This window comes from Phenylobacterium sp. LjRoot219 (genome assembly GCF_964252995.1).
Lineage (GTDB): Bacteria > Pseudomonadota > Alphaproteobacteria > Caulobacterales > Caulobacteraceae > Phenylobacterium.
Genome location: NZ_CAXUQI020000002.1, coordinates 1,071,910 through 1,090,381, shown reverse-complemented (window position 1 = coordinate 1,090,381; position 18,472 = coordinate 1,071,910). Strand labels below are relative to the sequence as shown.

14 protein-coding genes are annotated in these 18,472 nt (G+C 71.4%); 5 read left to right on the top strand and 9 right to left on the bottom strand.

Annotation, left to right across the window (positions count from 1 at the left end):
• The first annotated feature begins 30 nt into the window (after window positions 1-30).
• Entirely contained in the window at window positions 31-2,742 is a 2,712-nt protein-coding gene (locus tag ACSQ14_RS23065; RefSeq protein ID WP_436016919.1) for an FAD-dependent oxidoreductase, read from the top strand.
• The gene (locus ACSQ14_RS23060) at window positions 2,739-3,818 is read left to right on the top strand and encodes an acyltransferase family protein (protein WP_436016917.1); all 1,080 of its coding nucleotides are present in this window, start codon (window positions 2,739-2,741) and stop codon (window positions 3,816-3,818) included. The genes ACSQ14_RS23065 and ACSQ14_RS23060 overlap by 4 nt, the downstream gene beginning before the upstream one ends.
• Here the strand turns inward: ACSQ14_RS23060 and ACSQ14_RS23055 are convergent.
• Window positions 3,815-5,212 (bottom strand): hypothetical protein, encoded by a 1,398-nt coding sequence (locus tag ACSQ14_RS23055; protein ID WP_436016915.1) that lies wholly within the window; start codon window positions 5,210-5,212, stop codon window positions 3,815-3,817. The genes ACSQ14_RS23060 and ACSQ14_RS23055 overlap by 4 nt on opposite strands.
• Window positions 5,213-5,532: 320 nt before the next feature.
• Between ACSQ14_RS23055 and ACSQ14_RS23050 the strand changes: the two genes are divergently transcribed.
• Window positions 5,533-6,888 carry an NAD(P)-binding protein gene (locus ACSQ14_RS23050; protein WP_436016913.1) on the top strand — a complete coding sequence of 452 codons (1,356 nt, stop codon included), beginning with the start codon at window positions 5,533-5,535 and terminating at the stop codon, window positions 6,886-6,888.
• 25 nt (window positions 6,889-6,913) lie between these two features.
• On the opposite strand, the gene ACSQ14_RS23045 is transcribed toward ACSQ14_RS23050, so the two are convergent.
• The 6 genes from ACSQ14_RS23045 to ACSQ14_RS23020 all read right to left on the bottom strand — a co-directional run bounded on the left by ACSQ14_RS23045 (window position 6,914) and on the right by ACSQ14_RS23020 (window position 13,155).
• Window positions 6,914-8,035, bottom strand: coding sequence for a glycosyltransferase family 4 protein (locus tag ACSQ14_RS23045; protein WP_436016911.1), 1,122 nt, complete (start codon window positions 8,033-8,035; stop codon window positions 6,914-6,916).
• Between the two features lie 8 nt (window positions 8,036-8,043).
• Window positions 8,044-9,108 (bottom strand): glycosyltransferase family 2 protein, encoded by a 1,065-nt coding sequence (locus ACSQ14_RS23040; RefSeq protein WP_436016909.1) that lies wholly within the window; start codon window positions 9,106-9,108, stop codon window positions 8,044-8,046.
• Window positions 9,109-10,257 (bottom strand): glycosyltransferase, encoded by a 1,149-nt coding sequence (locus ACSQ14_RS23035; protein WP_436016907.1) that lies wholly within the window; start codon window positions 10,255-10,257, stop codon window positions 9,109-9,111. It abuts the gene before it with no gap.
• 152 nt (window positions 10,258-10,409) lie between these two features.
• Window positions 10,410-11,195: a hypothetical protein gene (locus ACSQ14_RS23030; protein ID WP_436016905.1), complete on the bottom strand. Its 786-nt coding sequence runs from the start codon at window positions 11,193-11,195 to the stop codon at window positions 10,410-10,412.
• Window positions 11,192-12,274, bottom strand: coding sequence for a glycosyltransferase family 4 protein (locus tag ACSQ14_RS23025; protein ID WP_436016904.1), 1,083 nt, complete (start codon window positions 12,272-12,274; stop codon window positions 11,192-11,194). Before ACSQ14_RS23025 ends, ACSQ14_RS23030 begins: the two co-directional genes overlap by 4 nt.
• Window positions 12,271-13,155 (bottom strand): glycosyltransferase family 2 protein, encoded by an 885-nt coding sequence (locus ACSQ14_RS23020; RefSeq protein ID WP_436016902.1) that lies wholly within the window; start codon window positions 13,153-13,155, stop codon window positions 12,271-12,273. The genes ACSQ14_RS23025 and ACSQ14_RS23020 overlap by 4 nt, the downstream gene beginning before the upstream one ends.
• A 583-nt stretch (window positions 13,156-13,738) precedes the next feature.
• Here ACSQ14_RS23020 and ACSQ14_RS23015 point away from each other — a divergent pair.
• Entirely contained in the window at window positions 13,739-15,949 is a 2,211-nt protein-coding gene (locus ACSQ14_RS23015; protein WP_436016900.1) for a GumC family protein, read from the top strand.
• A gap of 36 nt (window positions 15,950-15,985) precedes the next feature.
• Here the strand turns inward: ACSQ14_RS23015 and ACSQ14_RS23010 are convergent, their stop codons facing one another.
• The gene (locus ACSQ14_RS23010; RefSeq protein WP_436016898.1) at window positions 15,986-16,873 is read right to left on the bottom strand and encodes a LysR family transcriptional regulator; all 888 of its coding nucleotides are present in this window, start codon (window positions 16,871-16,873) and stop codon (window positions 15,986-15,988) included.
• A gap of 119 nt (window positions 16,874-16,992) precedes the next feature.
• Between ACSQ14_RS23010 and ACSQ14_RS23005 the strand changes: the two genes are divergently transcribed.
• The gene (locus ACSQ14_RS23005; protein ID WP_436016896.1) at window positions 16,993-17,787 is read left to right on the top strand and encodes an alpha/beta fold hydrolase; all 795 of its coding nucleotides are present in this window, start codon (window positions 16,993-16,995) and stop codon (window positions 17,785-17,787) included.
• A gap of 36 nt (window positions 17,788-17,823) precedes the next feature.
• Here the strand turns inward: ACSQ14_RS23005 and ACSQ14_RS23000 are convergent, their stop codons facing one another.
• Entirely contained in the window at window positions 17,824-18,423 is a 600-nt protein-coding gene (locus ACSQ14_RS23000; protein ID WP_436016894.1) for a TetR/AcrR family transcriptional regulator, read from the bottom strand.
• Window positions 18,424-18,472 lie beyond the last annotated feature (49 nt).

Here is an 18,472-nt window from a genome sequence, read left to right as displayed (position 1 = left end):
CCCTGCCGCCGCAGGCGTGGGCCAATTGCGATGGGCGTTGTCGACCTTCACCACAGCCGCAGCCTGGGCTCGTCCGAGCCTGATGAGTGCGACGTCTGCATCGTCGGGTCCGGCCCGGCGGGCAGCACCTTGGCGGCCGAGCTCTCGGGAACCCGCCTGCGCGTCACCCTGCTCGAAAGCGGCGGCTTCACGCGGACCGCGGCCGCCGATGCCCTCGACGAGATCGACAACGTCGGACGGCCCCGGGCGGCCAGCGCCTGGTCCGTGCGCAACCGGATCGTCGGGGGCTCATCCCACACCTGGGGCGGCCGCTGCGCGCCGTTCGACGAGATCGACTTCGCGCAAAGGCCATGGACGCCGCATTCCGGCTGGCCGCTGTCCTACCCGGAGCTCGCGCCCTACATGGCGCGCTCGGCCGCCCATCTCGGCCTGGGCGTCGGGGACGGCTATTGCGACCAGCGGTTCTGGCGCCTGGCCGGACGCGCACCGCCGGCGAACGACCCCGATCCCTCGGTATTGCTGCCCTTCTTCTGGCAGTTCAGCCGCGACCCGGATGAATCCTACCCCTACGAGTACATGCGGTTCGGCCGCGGCCTGGCGCAGCGGCTCGGCGACAACGTCACCCTGATCGCCGGCGCGACCGTCCTGCGGGTCGAGCCAACCGCCTCCGGGGGGGCCGTTCAGGCCGTGCTCTTCGCCGATCCCCAGGGAAGGCTGCGGCGGCTGCACGCCAGCCATGTGGTGCTCTGCGCCGGCGGGATCGAGAACGTGCGCATCCTGTTGTCGTCCGACACGGTGACGCCGAACGGCCTCGGCAACGATCGCGACCTGGTCGGCCGCTTCCTGATGGATCACCTGCGCGGCGTCCTCGGCGAGATCGCCGAGGACCCGGCGGGCCGGCTGAAGAAGCGCTTCGGCCGCTACAACGTCGGGCGCAACTTCTTCCGCGCCGGCCTGCGGCTCAGTCCGGAGGTCCAGCGGGACGAACAGCTGCTCAACTGCGCGGCCTGGCTCGGCGAGGCGCTCTCGCCGGACGATCCCTGGGCGGCGATGCGGCGCATCGCCGGCGGCGCCGGGAAATGGCCGCAGGACGCCATCGCGGTCGTCGGCAACGCCGGCCTCGTGCTGGGCGGCGCCTTCGACTACTTCGTCCATCGCAACGGGGTGCCGCGCAAGCTCGAGGCGCTGGAGCTCGTCTGCATGTGCGAGCAGCTGCCCGACCCCGACAGCCGGATCACGCTCTCGGAGCGCCGCAATCCGTTCGGCGTGCGGCTTCCGCGGGTCGACTGGCGCGTCCACGAGCTGGAGACCCGGACCCTGGTGCGGACGGCCGAGCTGGTCGCGGCGGAGTTCGCCCGGCTGGGACTGCCGCCGGTGAAGCTCGCCGACTGGGCCCGCGAGGGCGCGGAGCTCCCTTCAAGCTTCGTCGACGTCGCCCATCCATCAGGCGGCACGCGGATGTCCGAGGATCCAGCCTGCGGCGTCGTCGACGCCAACGGCCAGGTGCACGGGGTCGAGGGCCTCTACGTCGCCGGCAGCTCAGTCTTTCCGACCGTCGGTCACTGCAATCCGACCCAGACCATCGTCGCCCTCGCCATCCGGCTGGCCGACCGCCTGAAGCGCCGGAGCGTCCAGCAACCCATCGCCGTCCGCGCGAAGCCCGCAGCCCCACGCCCGCAGCGGGTGCTGGTGACCGGAGCGACCGGGCGGATCGGCCGGTGGGTGGTCGCCGACCTGCTCGAGCGCGGCTACCGGGTCTGTGCGGTCTCGTCGAAGTCGCCGCCGGCCGCCGGCCCCTGGGGCGGCGAGCTGGAATGGCGCCGTTTCGACTTCGCCACGGCCGGGCCTGCGGACTACGACGCGCTGGTCTCCGGCTGCGACGCCGTCGCCCATCTGGCCGCGGAGCTCGGCAAGAAGCAGCTGATGTGGCGGGTCAACGTCGAGGCGACCCGCTGGCTCGCCCAGGCGGCGGCGCGCGCCGGCCTCGGGGCGTTCTGCTACGTCAGCTCGATCTCGGTCTACGGGTCCGGGCGACGGCGCGCGATGGACGAGGACGCGCCGGTGCTCGCCACCGACCGTGACGTCCCGTCGGAATACCTGGCGATGGACTACGTGCGCGCCTACGGCCGGACGAAGCTGGCCGGCGAACGCGCGTTACGAAAATCGGGCGGCCGCCTCCCTTGCGTCGTCCTGCGCCCGAGCGTGGTCGTCGATCTGCCGCAACTGATCGGCATCCGCGACTGGAGCCTGGCCAAGCGGACGCTGCACGCGCACCGCCACGCCCATCACGTCTACGTCCGCGATGTCTCCGCAGCGATCGTCTGGGCGCTCGAACGCGGCTGGAGCGGCGAGGCGCCCGGCGAGATCGAGACCTACAACCTCGCCGAGGACGCGATCCCCGACGCCACTTACGCCGCCTTCATGCGCCGGGCCTATGCGGCGAGTGGCGACCGGCGCTGGCGGGTCCTCCCGGCCCCGGGCCTCGGCGACTGGCTGGTCGACCTGGCGCGGTTTCGCCAGCTGACCCTGCGCCGGCCGCTTTGGCGCATGCGCTTTCCGAACACCCGGCTGCTGGCCGCCGGATACCGCTTCGGCCACGGGATGGCGCGCGCCCACGACCTGGCGCTGGCGAGGCTGTGCGAAGCCCCGCAGCCGCCGCCGCAGACCCTGGCCAGTCCCATCCCCTGCCGCCCGCAAGCGAGCGCCGTCGGCCTGGAGCCGGCGCAGGAGACCGCCCTATGACCAGCCGCCTCGATACGCTCGACGGCATGCGCGGGGTCGCGGCGCTGGCGGTGCTGATCCTGCACGCCTGCGTGCTGTTCGACCTGCCCTACGCGCCGCCGAACGCTCACCTCGGCGTGGACTTCTTCTTCCTGCTGAGCGGGCTGGTGATCAGCCACGCCTATGAGCGACGGCTGCAGGCCGGCTGGTCGTTCTGGGCCTTTGCGCAGAAGCGGATCATCCGCCTCTTTCCGATGATCCTGGCCGGCGGGGCCCTGGGCCTGGGCCTGCTCGGACTTCGACAAGTGCTGAACCAGGACCTGGGATGGGGATCGGTGGCGCTGGCCGCGGCGTCGAACCTGGTCCTCGCGCCGACCGCGGCTCTGCAGCACTTCCGCCCCTACGCCTTCCCGCTCAACATGCCGTTCTGGTCGCTCTCCGTCGAAGTGGTGATCAACTTCGCCTACGCCGCCGCCGCGGGCTTCCTCAGCCATCGCCGGCTCGGCGCAGCCCTGGTGGTCGCCTTCATCGGGCTTGCGGCGCTGGTGACGTTGAACGGCGGCTTCAACCTCGGCATCTACTGGCGTGACTACGGCCTGGCCTTCGTGCGCGCGCTGTTTCCCTTCCTGCTCGGCGTGGCGCTGTACCGGCTGACCCGCGGGCTGCGCCCTGGACCGCCGCTCGCCGCGCCCTGCCTGGCCGGGTTCGCCGTGATCCTGCTGACGCCGCTCGCCAGCCAGCATGTCGCCGCGCACCTAGCGCTGGTCGCCCTCGGCTTCCCGGCCCTGCTGGTGCTCGGCCTGATCGCCCGCGCGCCGCCGCCGCTGGACCGCCTTTGCCGCGGCCTCGGCGAGCTCTCCTACCCGCTCTATGCGATGCACTACCCGATCGTCGTGGCCTTCGCTCAGCTGTCGAAAGGCGCCGCGCCAGGGGGCGCGGCTCAGTTCGGCCTGGCGGCAGCCGCCGCAGGCACGGCGATCGTCGTCGCCTGGCTGGCGCTGGTCCTGTTCGACAGGCCGCTGAGGACCTGGCTGGCGGCGGCGCCGCGCAAGCTGCGCGCCGCACGGCCGCGCCCGGCCGAAACGCCCGCGCGCTAGCCAACGGCGGCTACGGGGACCGGGTCGAGCCGGTCCTGCGCGGCCGCCCTGCCGGCGAACGGCCAGCAGAGCGCGCCGGCCAGCCCGAACAGCACCGCCCCGCCCAGTCCGAACCCCGTCGAGGTGCTGACCAGCGAGACCATCAGCAGGTAGGGCAAGAGGGCGAGCTTGGCGGACCTGGCCAGCCCTCGGTCCGCCGGGTCCGGCGCCCGCGCCAGCGCGATCTGCGCCATGAAGACGCCGAGGCTGAGCGCGCCCGGCAGGCCGATGTTGCTGAGCACCGAGTAGATCCAGCTGGACGCCCGCGCCCCGCCGATGCCGACGCCCAGGAAATCGGTGCCGAGAAAGGCCTGGTAGGACACCCGGTTCCAGCTGGAGCGCTCGACGTAGGACCGCGAACTGGTCTTCTGCAGGACGACCTCGTCGATGACCCGCCACAGCGGCTCGAACACGGTCGGATGGAACATCAGCACCAGCGACGCCGCCGCCAGGGCGATCAGCGCCCCATAAGCCCCCCACCAGGCCGAGGCGCGGCGCTCGACCAGACCGCCCAGCGCCAGGCTGCACGCCAGCGTCAGGCCGAGCCCCGCCAGCGCGACGTAGCCGCTCGACGACGTCGACAGATAGCTCATCGCCAGCAGCATCGCGCACAACGGCAGACGCCAGGGGCCCCAGACCGACTCCCGGGGCGGGGTGAGCGCCATCAGCGCCAGAAAGGGCGCCGTGAGGCCGGCGTAGGAGGAGGCCTCGCTCATCAATCCGACCACCCGGTGCATGCCGGCCGTATGGTTCTCGAGCAGCAGCGCGTACTGGGCGTTGCGGAACGGCGTCAGCAGGCCGCCCGCCCCCACCGCGCTGGTGGCGAGATCGAGCACGCCGGTCAGGACGGCGACCGCCGCGCCGAAGCCGAAGGCCTGGAGGAACTGCCGCCGCCGCGCCGGGTCCTGGCAGATCAGGTAGACGCTGACGACGGCCAGGGTGGTGATGACGAAGTAGAGGCCCTGGGTCAGGTTGGCGGTGTCCGGGCGGAGCGGCACCGCGCCGCGGAAATCGCTCGGCCGCATGGTGATGACGTTCACCCGGCCCTCGAACAGGCGCGGCAGGAAGTAGGCCGAGGCGGCCGCATAGAGCGTGCACAAGCTGAGGAAGCCGAACCGCCGGGGATCGGCCAGCGCCTGCAGGTACGGTCGCAGGCCGAGCTGGAGGATCACGCGGCCGGTCAGCAGGCAGGCGGCGATCCACGGCGGCGTCAGATTGCCGATCGCCACGCCGGGCGGCACGACCGCCAGGGTGCCGAACGACCAGGCGGCGAAGAAGACGTAATAGAAGACCGGGCCGCGCGCGAAGACGGTCGCCAGCGCCAGAAGCCAGAAGAGCACGCCAGGATAGGTCAAGGTCAGGACCTCGCCGCGCCAACACGATCGCCGGCGGCGTCGGCGGCGGATTGTCCGCGCCGGACCACGGCGTCCTCAGCGGGCACGATCGACGGCGCTCGCGCGCTGCGCCAGCGGGCTGCGACGTCCCGGAGCGGCGCTGGCGCCGGGATGCCCGATCACGAGCATCCCGGCGGCGGCTTAGCCCCCGGAGCGGCCGAACACGGCTGAGCGCATCGGCCGGGCGCCGGCCGCTTGCCGGCCCCGGCGCGAAGCTCTGTCGTGTCGACGACCGCCCGCAAGGCGCGGCCTCATCCTCGGCAGCATGCTGGGCGGCAGCCATGACCACGAAGCGCACATCGGCCGGCGTGCGGGACCGTCCGGCAAAACCAGCCGCGGTCCGCGCCGAGCCCTCCACGGCCTACGACGCCATCATTCTCGGCGCCGGGATCAGCGGGCTCGTGGCGAGTTCCGTGCTGCTGCAACAGGGCTGCAAGCGCCTGCTGGTCCTCGACGACTACGAGCACATCGGCGGCAACCACATCGACCGGGCCATAGGCCCCTACACCTTCGACGTCGGCAGCTTCATCTTCCAGGACGACTCGCCGCTGCTCCGGCACTTCCCCGAGCTCCTGCCGCAGTACGTGCCGATCAACCCGAGCTGGGGGCGGCTCAATCCGCAGGGCGTGGTGACGCGCTATCCCATCTCCTTCAAAACCGATCTCATCGACGCCGGCCCCATCGAGTGGTGCCGGATCCTGGCCTCCGTGGCCTGGGCGCGGGTCGGCCGCCGCAAGCTCGCCAGCGCCTGGGACTTCGCCCAGTACTGGGCCGGGGCGCATCTGCTGCATCGCTCAGGACTGGCGCGCTACATGGAGCGCTTCTACGGCGTCGCGCCGAGCCAGATCGACCTCAGGTTCGCCGAGAAACGGATGCTGTGGATCAAGGAGCATGGGCGTCTGCGGACGCACATCCGGCGGATCGGCAAGCCGAAGGGGCGCACCAACACCCAGCTCGCGCGGCCACGAAGCGGCTTTTCCGAGCTCTACCGGCCGGCCGCCGAGCGGCTCGAGGCCCGCGGGGTGAAGTTCCGCTTGGGCGCGGACATCCGCAGCGTGCGGCGGGACGGCGCGACATTCGTCGTCGAGACGGCGACAGCGCAGCATACAGCGCCCCGCCTGCTCTCCACCATTCCGCTCGAGATGCTGCAGCGGCTCTGCGGGCTCGAGGCCGACCCGGGTCTGCAGACCGTCACCTTGATGAGCCTGTTCTTCAGCTTCTCGGGCCGGCGCGGCTTCGACCAATCGGTGCTGTACAACTTCTCCAACCAGGGCGCCTGGAAGCGGCTGACGGTCTATTCGGACTTCTACGGCCGCAGCGGCGGCCGGGAGTTCTTCGCCGCCGAGGTCAACGCCCACAACGTCGATGGATCCGTGGCGGCGGCGGAGCAGGACTTCCGCGCCCATGCGGCGGCGAACGGGCTGTTCCACGGGGATCTTCGGCTCGAAGGCAGCCACACCCTGCCGCACGCCTATCCGATCTACACCGGCAACGCCTACGACAAGGTCGACGCCACGGTGGCCCGATTGAAGGAGCTCGGGATCGAGACGCTCGGGCGCCAGGGCCTGTTCGACTACCAGCCGACCGCCCGGGATACCACGCTGAAGGCCGAAGCGGCGCTGGGCGCCCGGCCCTAGCGGCCGGCGTTCAGGTCGGGGACGTTCACGTCGGGGCTTGGCCGTTCCGCACCGTCTCGCGGCCGATCGGGGACGGCCTCGCGCGCCGGGCGCGCGGCCGGAGCACCTCGTCGTAGACCGCGAGCGTCTCGGCGGCGACCCGTTGGACCGACAGCCGCCGAAGGTTGATCTGGCTGCGCGCGCGATGATCCGCCAGCGACCGGGCGTCGGCCAGGACGGCCAGCAGCGCCGCGGCGATCTCGGCGGGGGCCTGCGGCGCCACCAGCACGCCGGCCGCGCCGCCTTCGAGCAGCTCCGGAACGCCGTCGACGCGCGTGGCGATGATCGCCAGCCCAGCCTCGCGCGCCTCGGGAATGACCAGCGGCGCGGGGTCGGCGTGCGAGGCCAGCACGAAGACGTCGGCGCCGAGCATGTACGGCCGCGGATCCGCGTGCGACCCGCAGAAATGCACATGGCCGGCGTCGGCCGCCGCCACGGCGGCGCGGTATTCGGCGGCGCAGGGCCCGCCGCCGACCAGGTAGAGATGAAGCTCCGGCCGCGCCCGGCGCGCCTGCGAAAACCCGGCCAACAGGTCCAGCACGCCCTTGCGCGGGTGCAGGCCGCCCACGGACAGCACCGCAGGATACTCGAGCGTCAGCGGCTTGGGCGGCGGCTCATGGCGGTGACGGGCGTTGCCGAGGGTGCCGTTCAACACGACCCGCAACCGGCCGGCCGGAATCCCCCGCCGACGCATGCCGACGCCCACCGCCTCGCTCACTGCGACGACCCGGTCGCCGACGCCCATCAGGATCGCCGACTTCTCGAAGGCGTTGTGCACGGTCGTCACCAGACGGGCGTGGCTGAAGCGGGTGGCGGCCCAGGCGAGCCCGGCGCTCCGCATCATGTGCGCGTGCACGATGTCCGCGTCCCTGGCCGCAGCCAGCGCGCGGAGCGCCCGGCAGGCCTGCAGCAGCCGCCCCTTCGCCAGCAGGTCGGGAAGCGTCTCGACCGCGACCCGGTTCGCCCGCAGCAGCGGCTCGAAGTCCCCGCCGCCGCTGCAGAGGGTCACCTCGTGGCCGAGCTCGCTCTGGGCGCAGGCGAGATCGACCGCCGCATGGACGTTGCCGTTCTGCCGGCGCGTGTGATTGACGACGTGCAGGATGCGCATGAGGTCTGCTAGCCCGGCGAGCGCTGAGCGGCGCCCTGGTTGGATTGCAGCCGACGCCTGGCCGACGTCGCCAGGGCCTTCAGCCCGGCGCGCCACCGCCCGGCCCCGGAGGGGTTGGTCCGCGCCCTGATCAGCTGCGACGACAGCCGCACGGGCAGCCCGAACAGCGCCAGCGCGAAGACGATCTGGACGCCTCGCCTGAGGCCCGAGCGCTCGCGCATCACGCAGGTCAGATAGGACCAGGTCAGCGCCCAGCCCGGCCGCTGGCCGGCGGTCACGCTGCGCATGAGCTGCAGTTCGTCCGAATGGGCGTAGGCGCCCCTGGCCTGGAAGCCGACGCCCTTCTCGGCCAGCAGTTCCGCGAGATGGCTCAGGCGGTTCACGAACGATCGGTAGTAGAAGTCCATCTTCTCCGGGGAGGCGACGGCGAAGGCCGAGAGATTGGCGCCGTGGATCCTGTACGCGCCGAGCGGCCGGTCGATGGAGACCACCCGACCGACGAAGGGCGCGAGCAGGTAGGCGACGCCGTCGATCGCGCGATCGTAGGTCGGATCGCCGACGTCCTCGTAGACGTCGCGCCGGTAGACGTTCCCCGAGGTCGGCGGCGTCGGATAGCACCCTCGCAGCCGGATGGCCGCGATCAGCGCCGCGGAATCCACGCCGGCCTCGAGGCTCGGAAACGGCTCGCCGATCGGGTTCCCCTGATGGTCGACGGGCCGCAGCATGAACTGGATCTTCGACACGTCCGGCAGCAGGTGCGGGCGGATGAGCGCCAGGGCCCCCGGGCAGAGCATGTCGTCCGCATCCAGGAAGTAGATGAAGCGGCCGGTCGACCTGGCGAAGCCCGCCAGGCTGGCCCGGCGGCTTCCGGAGTTCTCGATCCGCAGCGCGGCGACGCGGGCTGCGTACTGCTGGATCACGCGCCACGATCCGTCGGTGGAGCCGTCGTCGACCACGATCACCTCGACGTCCGGTCCTGCCTGGGAGAGCACGCTCTCGATCGCCTCGGCGACGTAGTGCTCGTAGTTGAAGCACGGGATGACGACGCTCAGCAGGGGACGCGGCTCGCCCATCTAGGCCTCCTGCGGCCGGCTCGCCGACGCCGGCGACGCCGCCGACCGCGGCGCGCGCACCGCGCCGACGATGGCGGTCAGGGCTTCCGCATGGACGTGAACCACCCGCTCGACGTCGAAGCGCGCGACGTAAGCCTGGCGGAACGGCGCGCTCGCGCGCTCGGCCTCGAGGTTGTCGCAGTAGTACAACATGGCCTCGGCCAGGGCGGCCTCGTCGCCGGGCGGCGTCAGCCGGCCAAGCCGCCGGTCGGCCAGGATGTCGCTGGGTCCGAACTCACAGTCGGTGGCCACCACCGGCAGCCCGAAACGCAGCGCCTCGCAGATGGCCAGCGACCAGCCCTCCCAGCGCGAGGCGGAGACATAGACGTCAGTCTCCCGCAGCGTCGGCGCCGGATCGAAGGGGTGGTGCGCGATCTCGACCACCTCGTCGAGGCCGAGCGCGTCGATCTGGGCCCGCAACCGCGGCTCCTCGACGCCGTAGCCGACCAGCACCAGCCGGACGTCCTTGCGCTGCTCGTAGAGCCGCGAGAACGCCCGCAGCAGCTGGTCGTGGCCCTTCTGATAGGAGAACCGCCCGACCTTGGCGAAACGGATCAGGCCAGGCGACGGCGGCGCATCAGGCCCGTCGGGGTCGAACCGGCGCACCGGGTTGGGGACCCAGTAGTGGGGCGCCGCGCTGGGAAACATCCGCCGGAAGCTGGCCAGCTGCTTCGGCGAGGTTCCGAATACGCCGCCTAGCCGATGAACCACCAGGCGCCGCATCAGCGCGAACAGGATCTTCGCCTTGTAGTGGCTCCGTTCGCGGCGCGGATTGCCGTGCAGGTAGAGCACGAACCGGCGACCCAGCCCCAGGCACGCCAGCCAGAACAGCACCGTCGCCTCCACCTGCGGCGCGACGACCAGGTCATAGGGCTTGTGCGCGGCGACCCGCCTCACGGTTCGCAGCAGGTCCAGCCGGCCGCTGACGCGCTCCTGTATCCGGTTGTACCGCGGAGACGCCTGGGCCGCGTCGTAACTTGAGGTGAACAGTACATCCAGATCGATGCTCTGGTACTTGTCCGCGATCTCCGAGCAAATCTCGTCGACGACCCGCTCTACGCCAGCATACGACTTGGTCGGCGGCAGGACGTATAGAACCTTCAAGCGCATGCGAGACGACCCTTGCCTGTCTGGAGCGCACTCTCCCGCGCCGCACGGCGCCGATCCAACGCGCGCCGATCCCGCGCCCGCGGTTCTCCGTCGTTAGTCGAGATGTGGGCTAAGGCCGCCACCACTTGCCCGCCGCGGGGCGTGCGCGGGCGCTAGACGATCACCCGGCCCAGGCGGCGGCGCAGCGTGCTGGCCGCGTGCGGGTCGCCGAAGTGGTACAGCGCCGTCGAACGGATGTTGTCGGCGTCGCAGGCCTCGTTGGCATGCAGCGAACGGTAGCCCCAGAAGAGATACAGGCTGCCCGGGACCATCGCGACGCGCTGAAACCCGGCGCCACCCCACGCCAGCAACCGCCGCAGCGCCGCCTGGGTGAGCTTGTTGTCGACGAGCAGCTTGTCCAGCAGGTTCAGCCAATAGCAGCGCCGGATGGTCCGCACGTTCGGCGCGATGACCAGATGCCCGCGCCGGCCCTGCTCGGGGATCAGGATCGGCAGCAGCAGGCTCAGCACATAGGAGTCGTAGTGGAAGATGTAGGCCTGCTTCCGGCCGGTTTCGCCGGCGAGGCAGCGCAGGACCTGATGCAACCGCTGCCTGGGCGCGGGACGCCCGCTCGCGCCCTCCCACAGCCGTCGAACGAGGCTGTTGAACGCCGAGCTGTCGGCGAGCGCAGCAAAGACCGTGCCGGCTACCGCCGCCTTGCCGTTGAAGACGACGTACTCTCCACCGGCTCGCTCAACCGCCGCGCTGACGAACTGCTGCGCCTGCTGGAGATCCTCTGCACTGAGGTAGCCGGGCACGATCGCGACGCCCATGCGGTTGATGTCCCCCACGAGCCGGCTCACCGCGTCGTCGGACAGTTCAGGAAACCGCGGGCAGGCGCCCGCCGGATCTCCCGCGCTGTTCGCAAGCGGCTCGGCTGGCGTGGCCATGGCGGTCACGCCGCCGCCACGACCAGGTCATGCAGGCGCTCGGCGCTGCGCCGCCAGGAATATTGCGCCGCATGCGCCCGGACGCGCCGGCTGCGGCCCGCTCGACCGCTAGCGTCGCCGGCGAGCGCGCCGATCGCCGCGGCCCACGCGGCGGCGTCGTCCGGCGGCGCATAGCTGGCCGCCGCGCCGCAGACCTCCGGCATGGCGCCCGCCGGCGCGACGACCGCCGGGCAGCCGAGGATCATCGCCTCCAGCGGCGGCAGGCCGAACCCCTCGGTGGTCGACGGACAGGCCAGGCAGACGGCGGCTTCCAGCAGCGCGCGGATCTCGCCGTCAGTGAGCCGGCCGGCGAACAGCACGTTGCGGCTCGGCGCGATCTCGAACGCCTGCTCGACGGCGGCGGAGTCGAGGCCGCCGCTGACGACAAGCCGCAGGCCCCGCAGTTGCGGCCGGGCGAAGGCGCGCAGCAGCACGCCGAGATTCTTGTGCGGCTGCAGGCTGCCGAAGGCGAACACGTAAGCCGCCCCGGGCGGCAGACCCAGGCGGGCGAGCGCCCCGGGTTCGGCGGCGACCTCGAGCATGTGGTCCGCGCCGTTGGGGACGACCTGGATGCGCTCCAACGGCGCAACCCCGAACCGCGCCAGCATGGCCTTCGAGAACTCGGAGACCGTGACCACGCAGCGCGAACTCGCCGCGAGGCGCGGCAGGGCCAGCCGATACCAGTGGGCGAAGGCCGGCGAGTAGGACTGCGGCGAGAGATAGACCTGGGCGTCGTGGATCAAGGTCAGCGCGCTGGGCGCCATCAGCGGGCCGATATTGCAAAGGTTGATCAGCCCGGCCCGGTCCGCCGACAGCGGCAGCTCGAGCTGTTCCCAGGCCTGGCCCTTGAGCAGACTGTCGCCCTGGAACCGCATCGCGCGCAGCGGTAGCCGCCGGTGGGTCCCGCGCGGAGCCTGCAGCACCCATTCGCCGGCCGCGCCCCGCTGCTCGGCGAGGAGACGGTCGAGGCCCAGGATGAGGTTCGAGGCGACCCGCTGCACCCCAGTCTGCGGCGCGCCGAGAAAGCGGCCGTTGATGACCCGCCTCACGCGCGGATCTCCGCAATGCGCTCGGGCTCGAGCCGGCCGCTCGCCAGATGCAGGATCCCCGCCCAGTTTCCGGCCAGTCGGCCGCGGCGATCGATGTGCGGCTCCGGCGTCAGCGCCTTCAGGTGGTTGGCGATGAAGTTGCCGCCCATGATCCGCGCCGCATGGGCCGGCCGCATGGTCCCCTTGCGGACGAGGTAGACCGGATTGACCATCTGCGAGAAGCCCAGCCGGGCGCCGGGCGTGCGGCTCTTGGCGACGCCGAGGTGCACGCCGGCGAAGGCGTTGGTCTTCACCACCCGGCCGCGCTGCGCGACCTGGCCGGCGAAGTCCACGTCCTCCTGCCAGCCGTAGAGCGGCAGGCGCTCGTCGAAGCACAGCCCGTCGAGGGCCCGGCGGCGGAACGCCATGTTGCAGCCGTAGGCGGTGCGCAGGTCGGCGAGGATCGCGGGCGGCTCGGGCGGCGCGCGGTCATAGGCCTCGACGATCGCCTCGCCCGCCGCAGCGGCGATGCCGCCTTGGCAGACGCCGTCGGCCAGCACCAGGCCGGTCGCGCCGGCCACGTCGTCGTGCGCCGCGAACAGCGCGCCCAGCCCCTCGAGGCTGCGCAGGCTCGGCAGGAAATCGTCGTCGTAGAAGACGACCACGTCGCAGTCGCCGTCGAGGCAGGCCATGCCGCGGTTGCGCTGGGCGCAGAGCCCGCGCGGCCCGAACACCGCCTCGACGTCGTCGTCCGCGGCCGCCGCGAGCGGCGGGAGATCCGTGGGCTTCTCGACCGAAAGGACGATCCGCGCCGGCGGCAGGGACTGCCGCCGCAGCCGTGCGAGCAGCAATGCGGCTTCAGGCGCCCGGCCGATCGTCGCGATCACCACGCCGATCCTCATGCTGCCCCTCCGTTGGCAAGCGGGAGATGCTGCGACGAGGCTCCGCGCGGCGATCCGGCGCAACGCCGGCCCGGCCGCGCGGCGATTTCCAGGGGGCGAGACGCTCCGGATCGGGCAGCGACCGGCGGCTATGCCGACATCCGGGCTTTTCACGCCGAGGCCCCATGCACGCGCCATCCAGGCGGTGGCCAAGGCCAGCAGGTCGCGGCCTAAAGAGTGCGCGACGCTGGTGATCTCCACCGAGCGTCGAGAGCAGACGCAGGTGTCCTCCGATGATGGTCCTGGTGCTGACGGCCAGCCTGGCGATGATCGCCTTCCTGCTCATCGACCCGGTCAAGCAAACGCTGCAACGGCGGCGCGGCCGCGGTTGGCACGGCTACTTCCGGAACTGACGGCCGAGCCGGTGCGGCCCGCGGCCCGCGGCCCGCCTGATCCGGCAGATGCCGAGGACGCAGCATGGAGCGCAAGCCAGCGCCCTGAATCCAACAACCGGCCTCAAGCCGTCGGCGGCGCTGCCCCGCCGCTTGGCCGATCCCGCGACCTGAGCGCCGACTGGCGCCAACGCCACCTGCGGAGATCAGGCATGTACTTGGTTCCGAACGCCACGCGCGCCGTCGCATCGCCGGAGCAGATCCTCGATCTGCCCCGCGTCATGAGGGTCGCCCGCCGGCATTTCCGGCTGATGGCCATCATCTTCCTGGCGGTGGTCGCCGCGGCGGCGGCCGTGACGATGATGATGACGCCGGTCTACTCGGCGAACGTCGAGCTGATGATCGACAAGCCCGGCGGGTGGCTGCTCGCCCGCGGAGAGAACCCGGGCGAAACCAGCCAGGAGGCGCTCGACGCCAGCACCGTCGAGACCGAAGTCGAGGTCCTGCGCTCGCCGGCGGTGGCAGAAACGGTCGTCCGCCAACTCAGGCTCGACCTTGATCCAGAATTCAACAGCGCCCTGCGACCGCCGGGCCCGCTCGACCGCCTGCGGGGCTTCCTGTCCTCGCTCGGCGAGGCGGCGGGCGGGACGTCGGAGGCCGAGCGGCGCAATCCGATCGTGAATGCGGTGCGCAGCCACCTGAAGGTGGGCCGCGTCGGCGCCAGCTACATCATCCGCCTCAGCTTCGTCAGCCGCGACCCCAGGAAGGCCGCGCGCATCGCCGACGCCTTCGCCGCCAACTATCTGCGGCTGCAGCGGGAGGCGAAGCTGGAGGCCTCGCGGGACGCCAGCGCCTGGCTCTACGGCCGCATCGGCGAAATTCGCCATCGGGTGGTGACCGCCGAGACCGCCCTGCAGGCCTACCGGATCCAGAACAACCTGCTGAGCGCCCAGGGCGCGACCCTCACCGAGCAGGAGATCTCGAGCCTCAACCAGCAGGCGGCGCTGACCCGCGCCCAGCAGGCCGAGGCCCAGGCGCGGCTCAGCACCGCCATGAGCCAGCTCAAGAACGGCAGCCTGGGAGACGATGTCGGCGAAACCCTGACCTCGCCGGTCATCCGCGACCTGCGCGAGCAGCGCGCCGCCGTCAGCCAGCGGCTGGCGAACATGACGAGCCGCTACGGCCCGCGCCACCCCGACCTCGTGAAGGTCAAAAGCGAGCTCGACGATCTCGACGAGCAGATCAGGGCCGAGATCAAGCGGATCATCTCCAACCTGCAGGCCCAGGCGAACGTCGCCCGCGAGCGCCACGCGTCGCTCGGCCAGAGCGTGGCGGAATCCCGTCAAGGGCTGGCTGACAGCAATCGTTCGCTCGTCCGGCTCAACGAGCTGAAGCGCGACGCGGACGCCGAGCGCATCCTCTACGAAAGCTTCCTTGGCAAGTACAAGGAGCTGAGCGCCGAGGCCGGCCTCGTGCGGACCAACGCCCACGTCGTCTCGCCGGCGCGAACGCCGGCCATGCCGAGCTCCCCGATGAAGTCGCTGAACCTGGCGCTGGGCGCGGTCCTCGGCCTGGCCGCGGCGGTGACCGCGGCCTTGGTCAAGGAGATCTCCGAAAAGGGGCTGATCGACGCCGTGAGCGTCGAGCGCGAGCTCAACATCCCCTATCTCGGCTCGATCCCGAACCTGGATTCCATCGCCGCGGCCGACGATCCGTTGCGCGAGCGGCCGATCGACTACCTGGTCGACAAGCCGCTTTCGGGCTTTGCCGAGACCTTCCGCAGCCTGCGGGCGGGCATCGAGTTCTCGCGCCTGGGCTCGAAGGTGAAGGTGCTGGCGGTGACCTCGTCGGTGGAGGACGAGGGCAAGACCACCACCTCGCTCGGCCTCGCCCGCAGCGCCGCGCTCGCCGGCGTGCACACCGTGGTGGTCGACTGCGACCTGCGCCGGCAGACCGTCAACCACTGGCTCGACGCCCCGCCGGCCGTAGGCCTGGTCGAAGTGCTGCGGGGCACGGCCACGCTCGACGAGGCGCTGACGCCGGATGTCGCGAGCGGGGCGATGATCCTGCCGCTGGCGGACGCCCACTTCACGCCGGAAGACCTGCTCGACTCCCGCGCAATGCGCGAGTTGCTCGGCGATCTGCGGCGCCGCTTCGACCTGGTCATCCTCGACACCGCGCCGGTGATCCTGGTCACCGAGACCCGCACCGTGGCCCGCCAGGCCGACGCGGTCCTGCTGCTGGTGCGCTGGCGTCGCACGCCGCGGGCGCTGGCGCAGACCACCGTGCAGCTGCTCGCCGCGGCCGGCGCGACCCTGGCCGGCGTGGCGCTGACCCGCGTCGACCTGCGGCAGCAGGCCAGCCTCCACCCCGGCGACCCGACCGCCCACTACCTGGGCCACAAGAAGTATTACCAGCAGTGACGGACTTCGGAGCCGGCCCGGAGCTGTCGTCTGGATTCAGGCCCCGGACGGGTCCTGCAACCAGACCCAGAGCCGTTCGGCGACGGGCCCGTGCGGCCGCTCGCCCAGGCGCGCGGCCGCCACCGCCTCGACGCGCCCGGGCAGGCGCGGACCGGCGAGCGACTGCAGCCGTCCGTCGCGCAGATCGGCCTCGATCAGGAAGTCCGGGAGGTGGCCCCAGGCCAGCCCCTGAAGGATGAGTTCTCGCTTGATCAGATGATCCGGCGCCGAGCACTGATGGGCGCCCTCGATCAGGAAATGGCTCTCCGCCCGCGGCCGTCGCGCGGTGTCGCGGATGACGCACTGGGTGTAGGGCCGCAAGGTGTTCGGGCCGAGGTCGGCGGGCGGGACCGTCAGGAGCCCTGGCGCGGCGACGGGAACCAGCGCGACCTCGCAGAGCGTCACGAGTTCCAGCCGCGGCTCCGCCGTCTCGACCCGATGCAGGATCAGATCCGCCTCGCCGTCGAGCAAGCGTTCCAGCGGCCCGCCGACAGTTTCATAGCTGAGGTGAAGACGTGTCGCGGCGGCCTGGAGGCGGAAGAAGTTGCTGAGCCGCGCGAGCAAGGGCGGCGGGCAGAGGTCGCCGACGACGACCCGCAGAATCGGCTCCTCGCCGGTCGCCAGTTGCTCGGCGAACGCTTCGAGATGGTCCAGTTCGCCCAGCGCTCGCCGGGCCTGATCGTGAAAGGCGCGGCCAGCGCCCGTCAGCCCGACGCGGTAGCCGCTGCGGTCCAGCAAGCTGAGGCCCAACCGCCCCTCCAGCCGCGCCACCGCCGCGAACACCGCCGGGTGGGAGCGATGGAGGGCCGTCGCCGCCGCCTGAAAGCCGCCCTCGCGCACGACGGCGTCGAAACAACGAAGATCATGCAGGGTGAAACCCGACATTGTCCTCCCTGACTACAATGACCATGCAAGATCTGTAATATATTTGGCTGATCCCGGCGTCTAGCTTCGTCCTTGCCGCCGCCGCCCGGCGGAGCGTGAGACCAGAAGAGCGCAGTCAGATGAGCGAGATCTCCCATTTCACCGCCGGCGACGGCGCCCGCATCGCCTACCGGCTCGACGGCCGGCCCGACCTCCCCGTGCTGGTGCTGTCGAACTCCATCGCCACCGACCTGCACATGTGGGATCGGCAGGTGGCGCCGCTGAGCGAGCACTTCCGCTTGCTGCGCTACGACACCCGCGGCCACGGCGGCTCCGACGCGCCGGCCGAGGCCTACTCCCTCGACCGCCTCGGCCGCGACGTCGTGGAGCTGCTGGACGGCCTGGGCCTCGAGCGCGTGCACTTCTGCGGCCTGTCGCTGGGCGGGCTCGTCGGCCAGTGGCTGGGGATCCGTGCGCCGGAGCGCCTCGACCGCCTCGCCCTGGCCAACACCTCCGCCTACCTCGGACCGGCGCCGCAATGGGACGAGCTGATCCGCAATACGCTGGCGGCGGACGACATGTCGGCCACCGCGCAGATGTTCCTCGGCAACTGGTTCCCGCCCGCCATGTTCGAGACCCAGCCTGCAGTCGTCGAGGACTTCCGGGCCATGATCCTGGGCACGCCGCCGGCCGGCCTGGCAGGCTGCTTCGCCGTCGTGCGGGACACCGATCTGCGCCGGACCATCGCCCTGATCGACAAGCCGACGCTGGTGATCGGAGGCCGCGACGACACCGTCACCCTGGCCAGCCACAGCGAGGCCATCGCCGCGACCATCCCCGACGCTGCTCTTCGCATCCTACCGGGCGTCCACATGCTGAACGTCGAACGACCCGCTGAATTCCTGCGGACGCTGACCGAGTTCCTGCTGCCCTGAGCTCAGCGGCGGCGGGGCGGACAGACCACTCGCGGATCAGGGCTCGAGGGCGGTGATGAACTGCTCGATCAGCGCTTCGACTTCGGCATGGCCCATGGAGACGCCGAGCGCGGCCTCGCGCGTCAGGGCGAGCGCGACGCTGGTCGCCAGGAAGGTGGCGGCGAGCGGCGGCACGGCCGGCGCCGCCTTGCCCGACTTGCGCGCGATCGCCTGGGTCAGCGCTTCGACCTGCAGCCGCCGGGACGCCTCGATGAAAGCGATCACCTCGGCGCGCACGCCCTCGCTGCGGTTGGCCAGCGCCATGAACTCCGAGATCAGCCGGGCGTCGTTGGTGTTGACGAAGATGCCCCAGACCTCGTGCAGCGGACGCTCGGCGCTGACCGCCGCCCCGAGCCGCTCGAGCTCGCGCTTGGACAGCCGTCGGAAGGCCTCGACCATGAGCTCGTCCATGGTCCGGAAGTAGTAGTAGACGAGCTGCTGCTTGATCCCGACGCGATTGGCGATCCGCCGCGAGGTCAGCTCCGCATAGCCTTCCTCGCGCAGAATGGCTTCGGCGCCGTCGAGCAGCAGGTTCCAGGTGGCCGAACCGTTCGGGCCCATCCGCCGGGTCGGCGTGATCTCGGAAATCGTCGTCATCGGCAGCACAAGTGCGGGTCCGCCGCGCCGGGGTCAAGCCGGCCGGCCG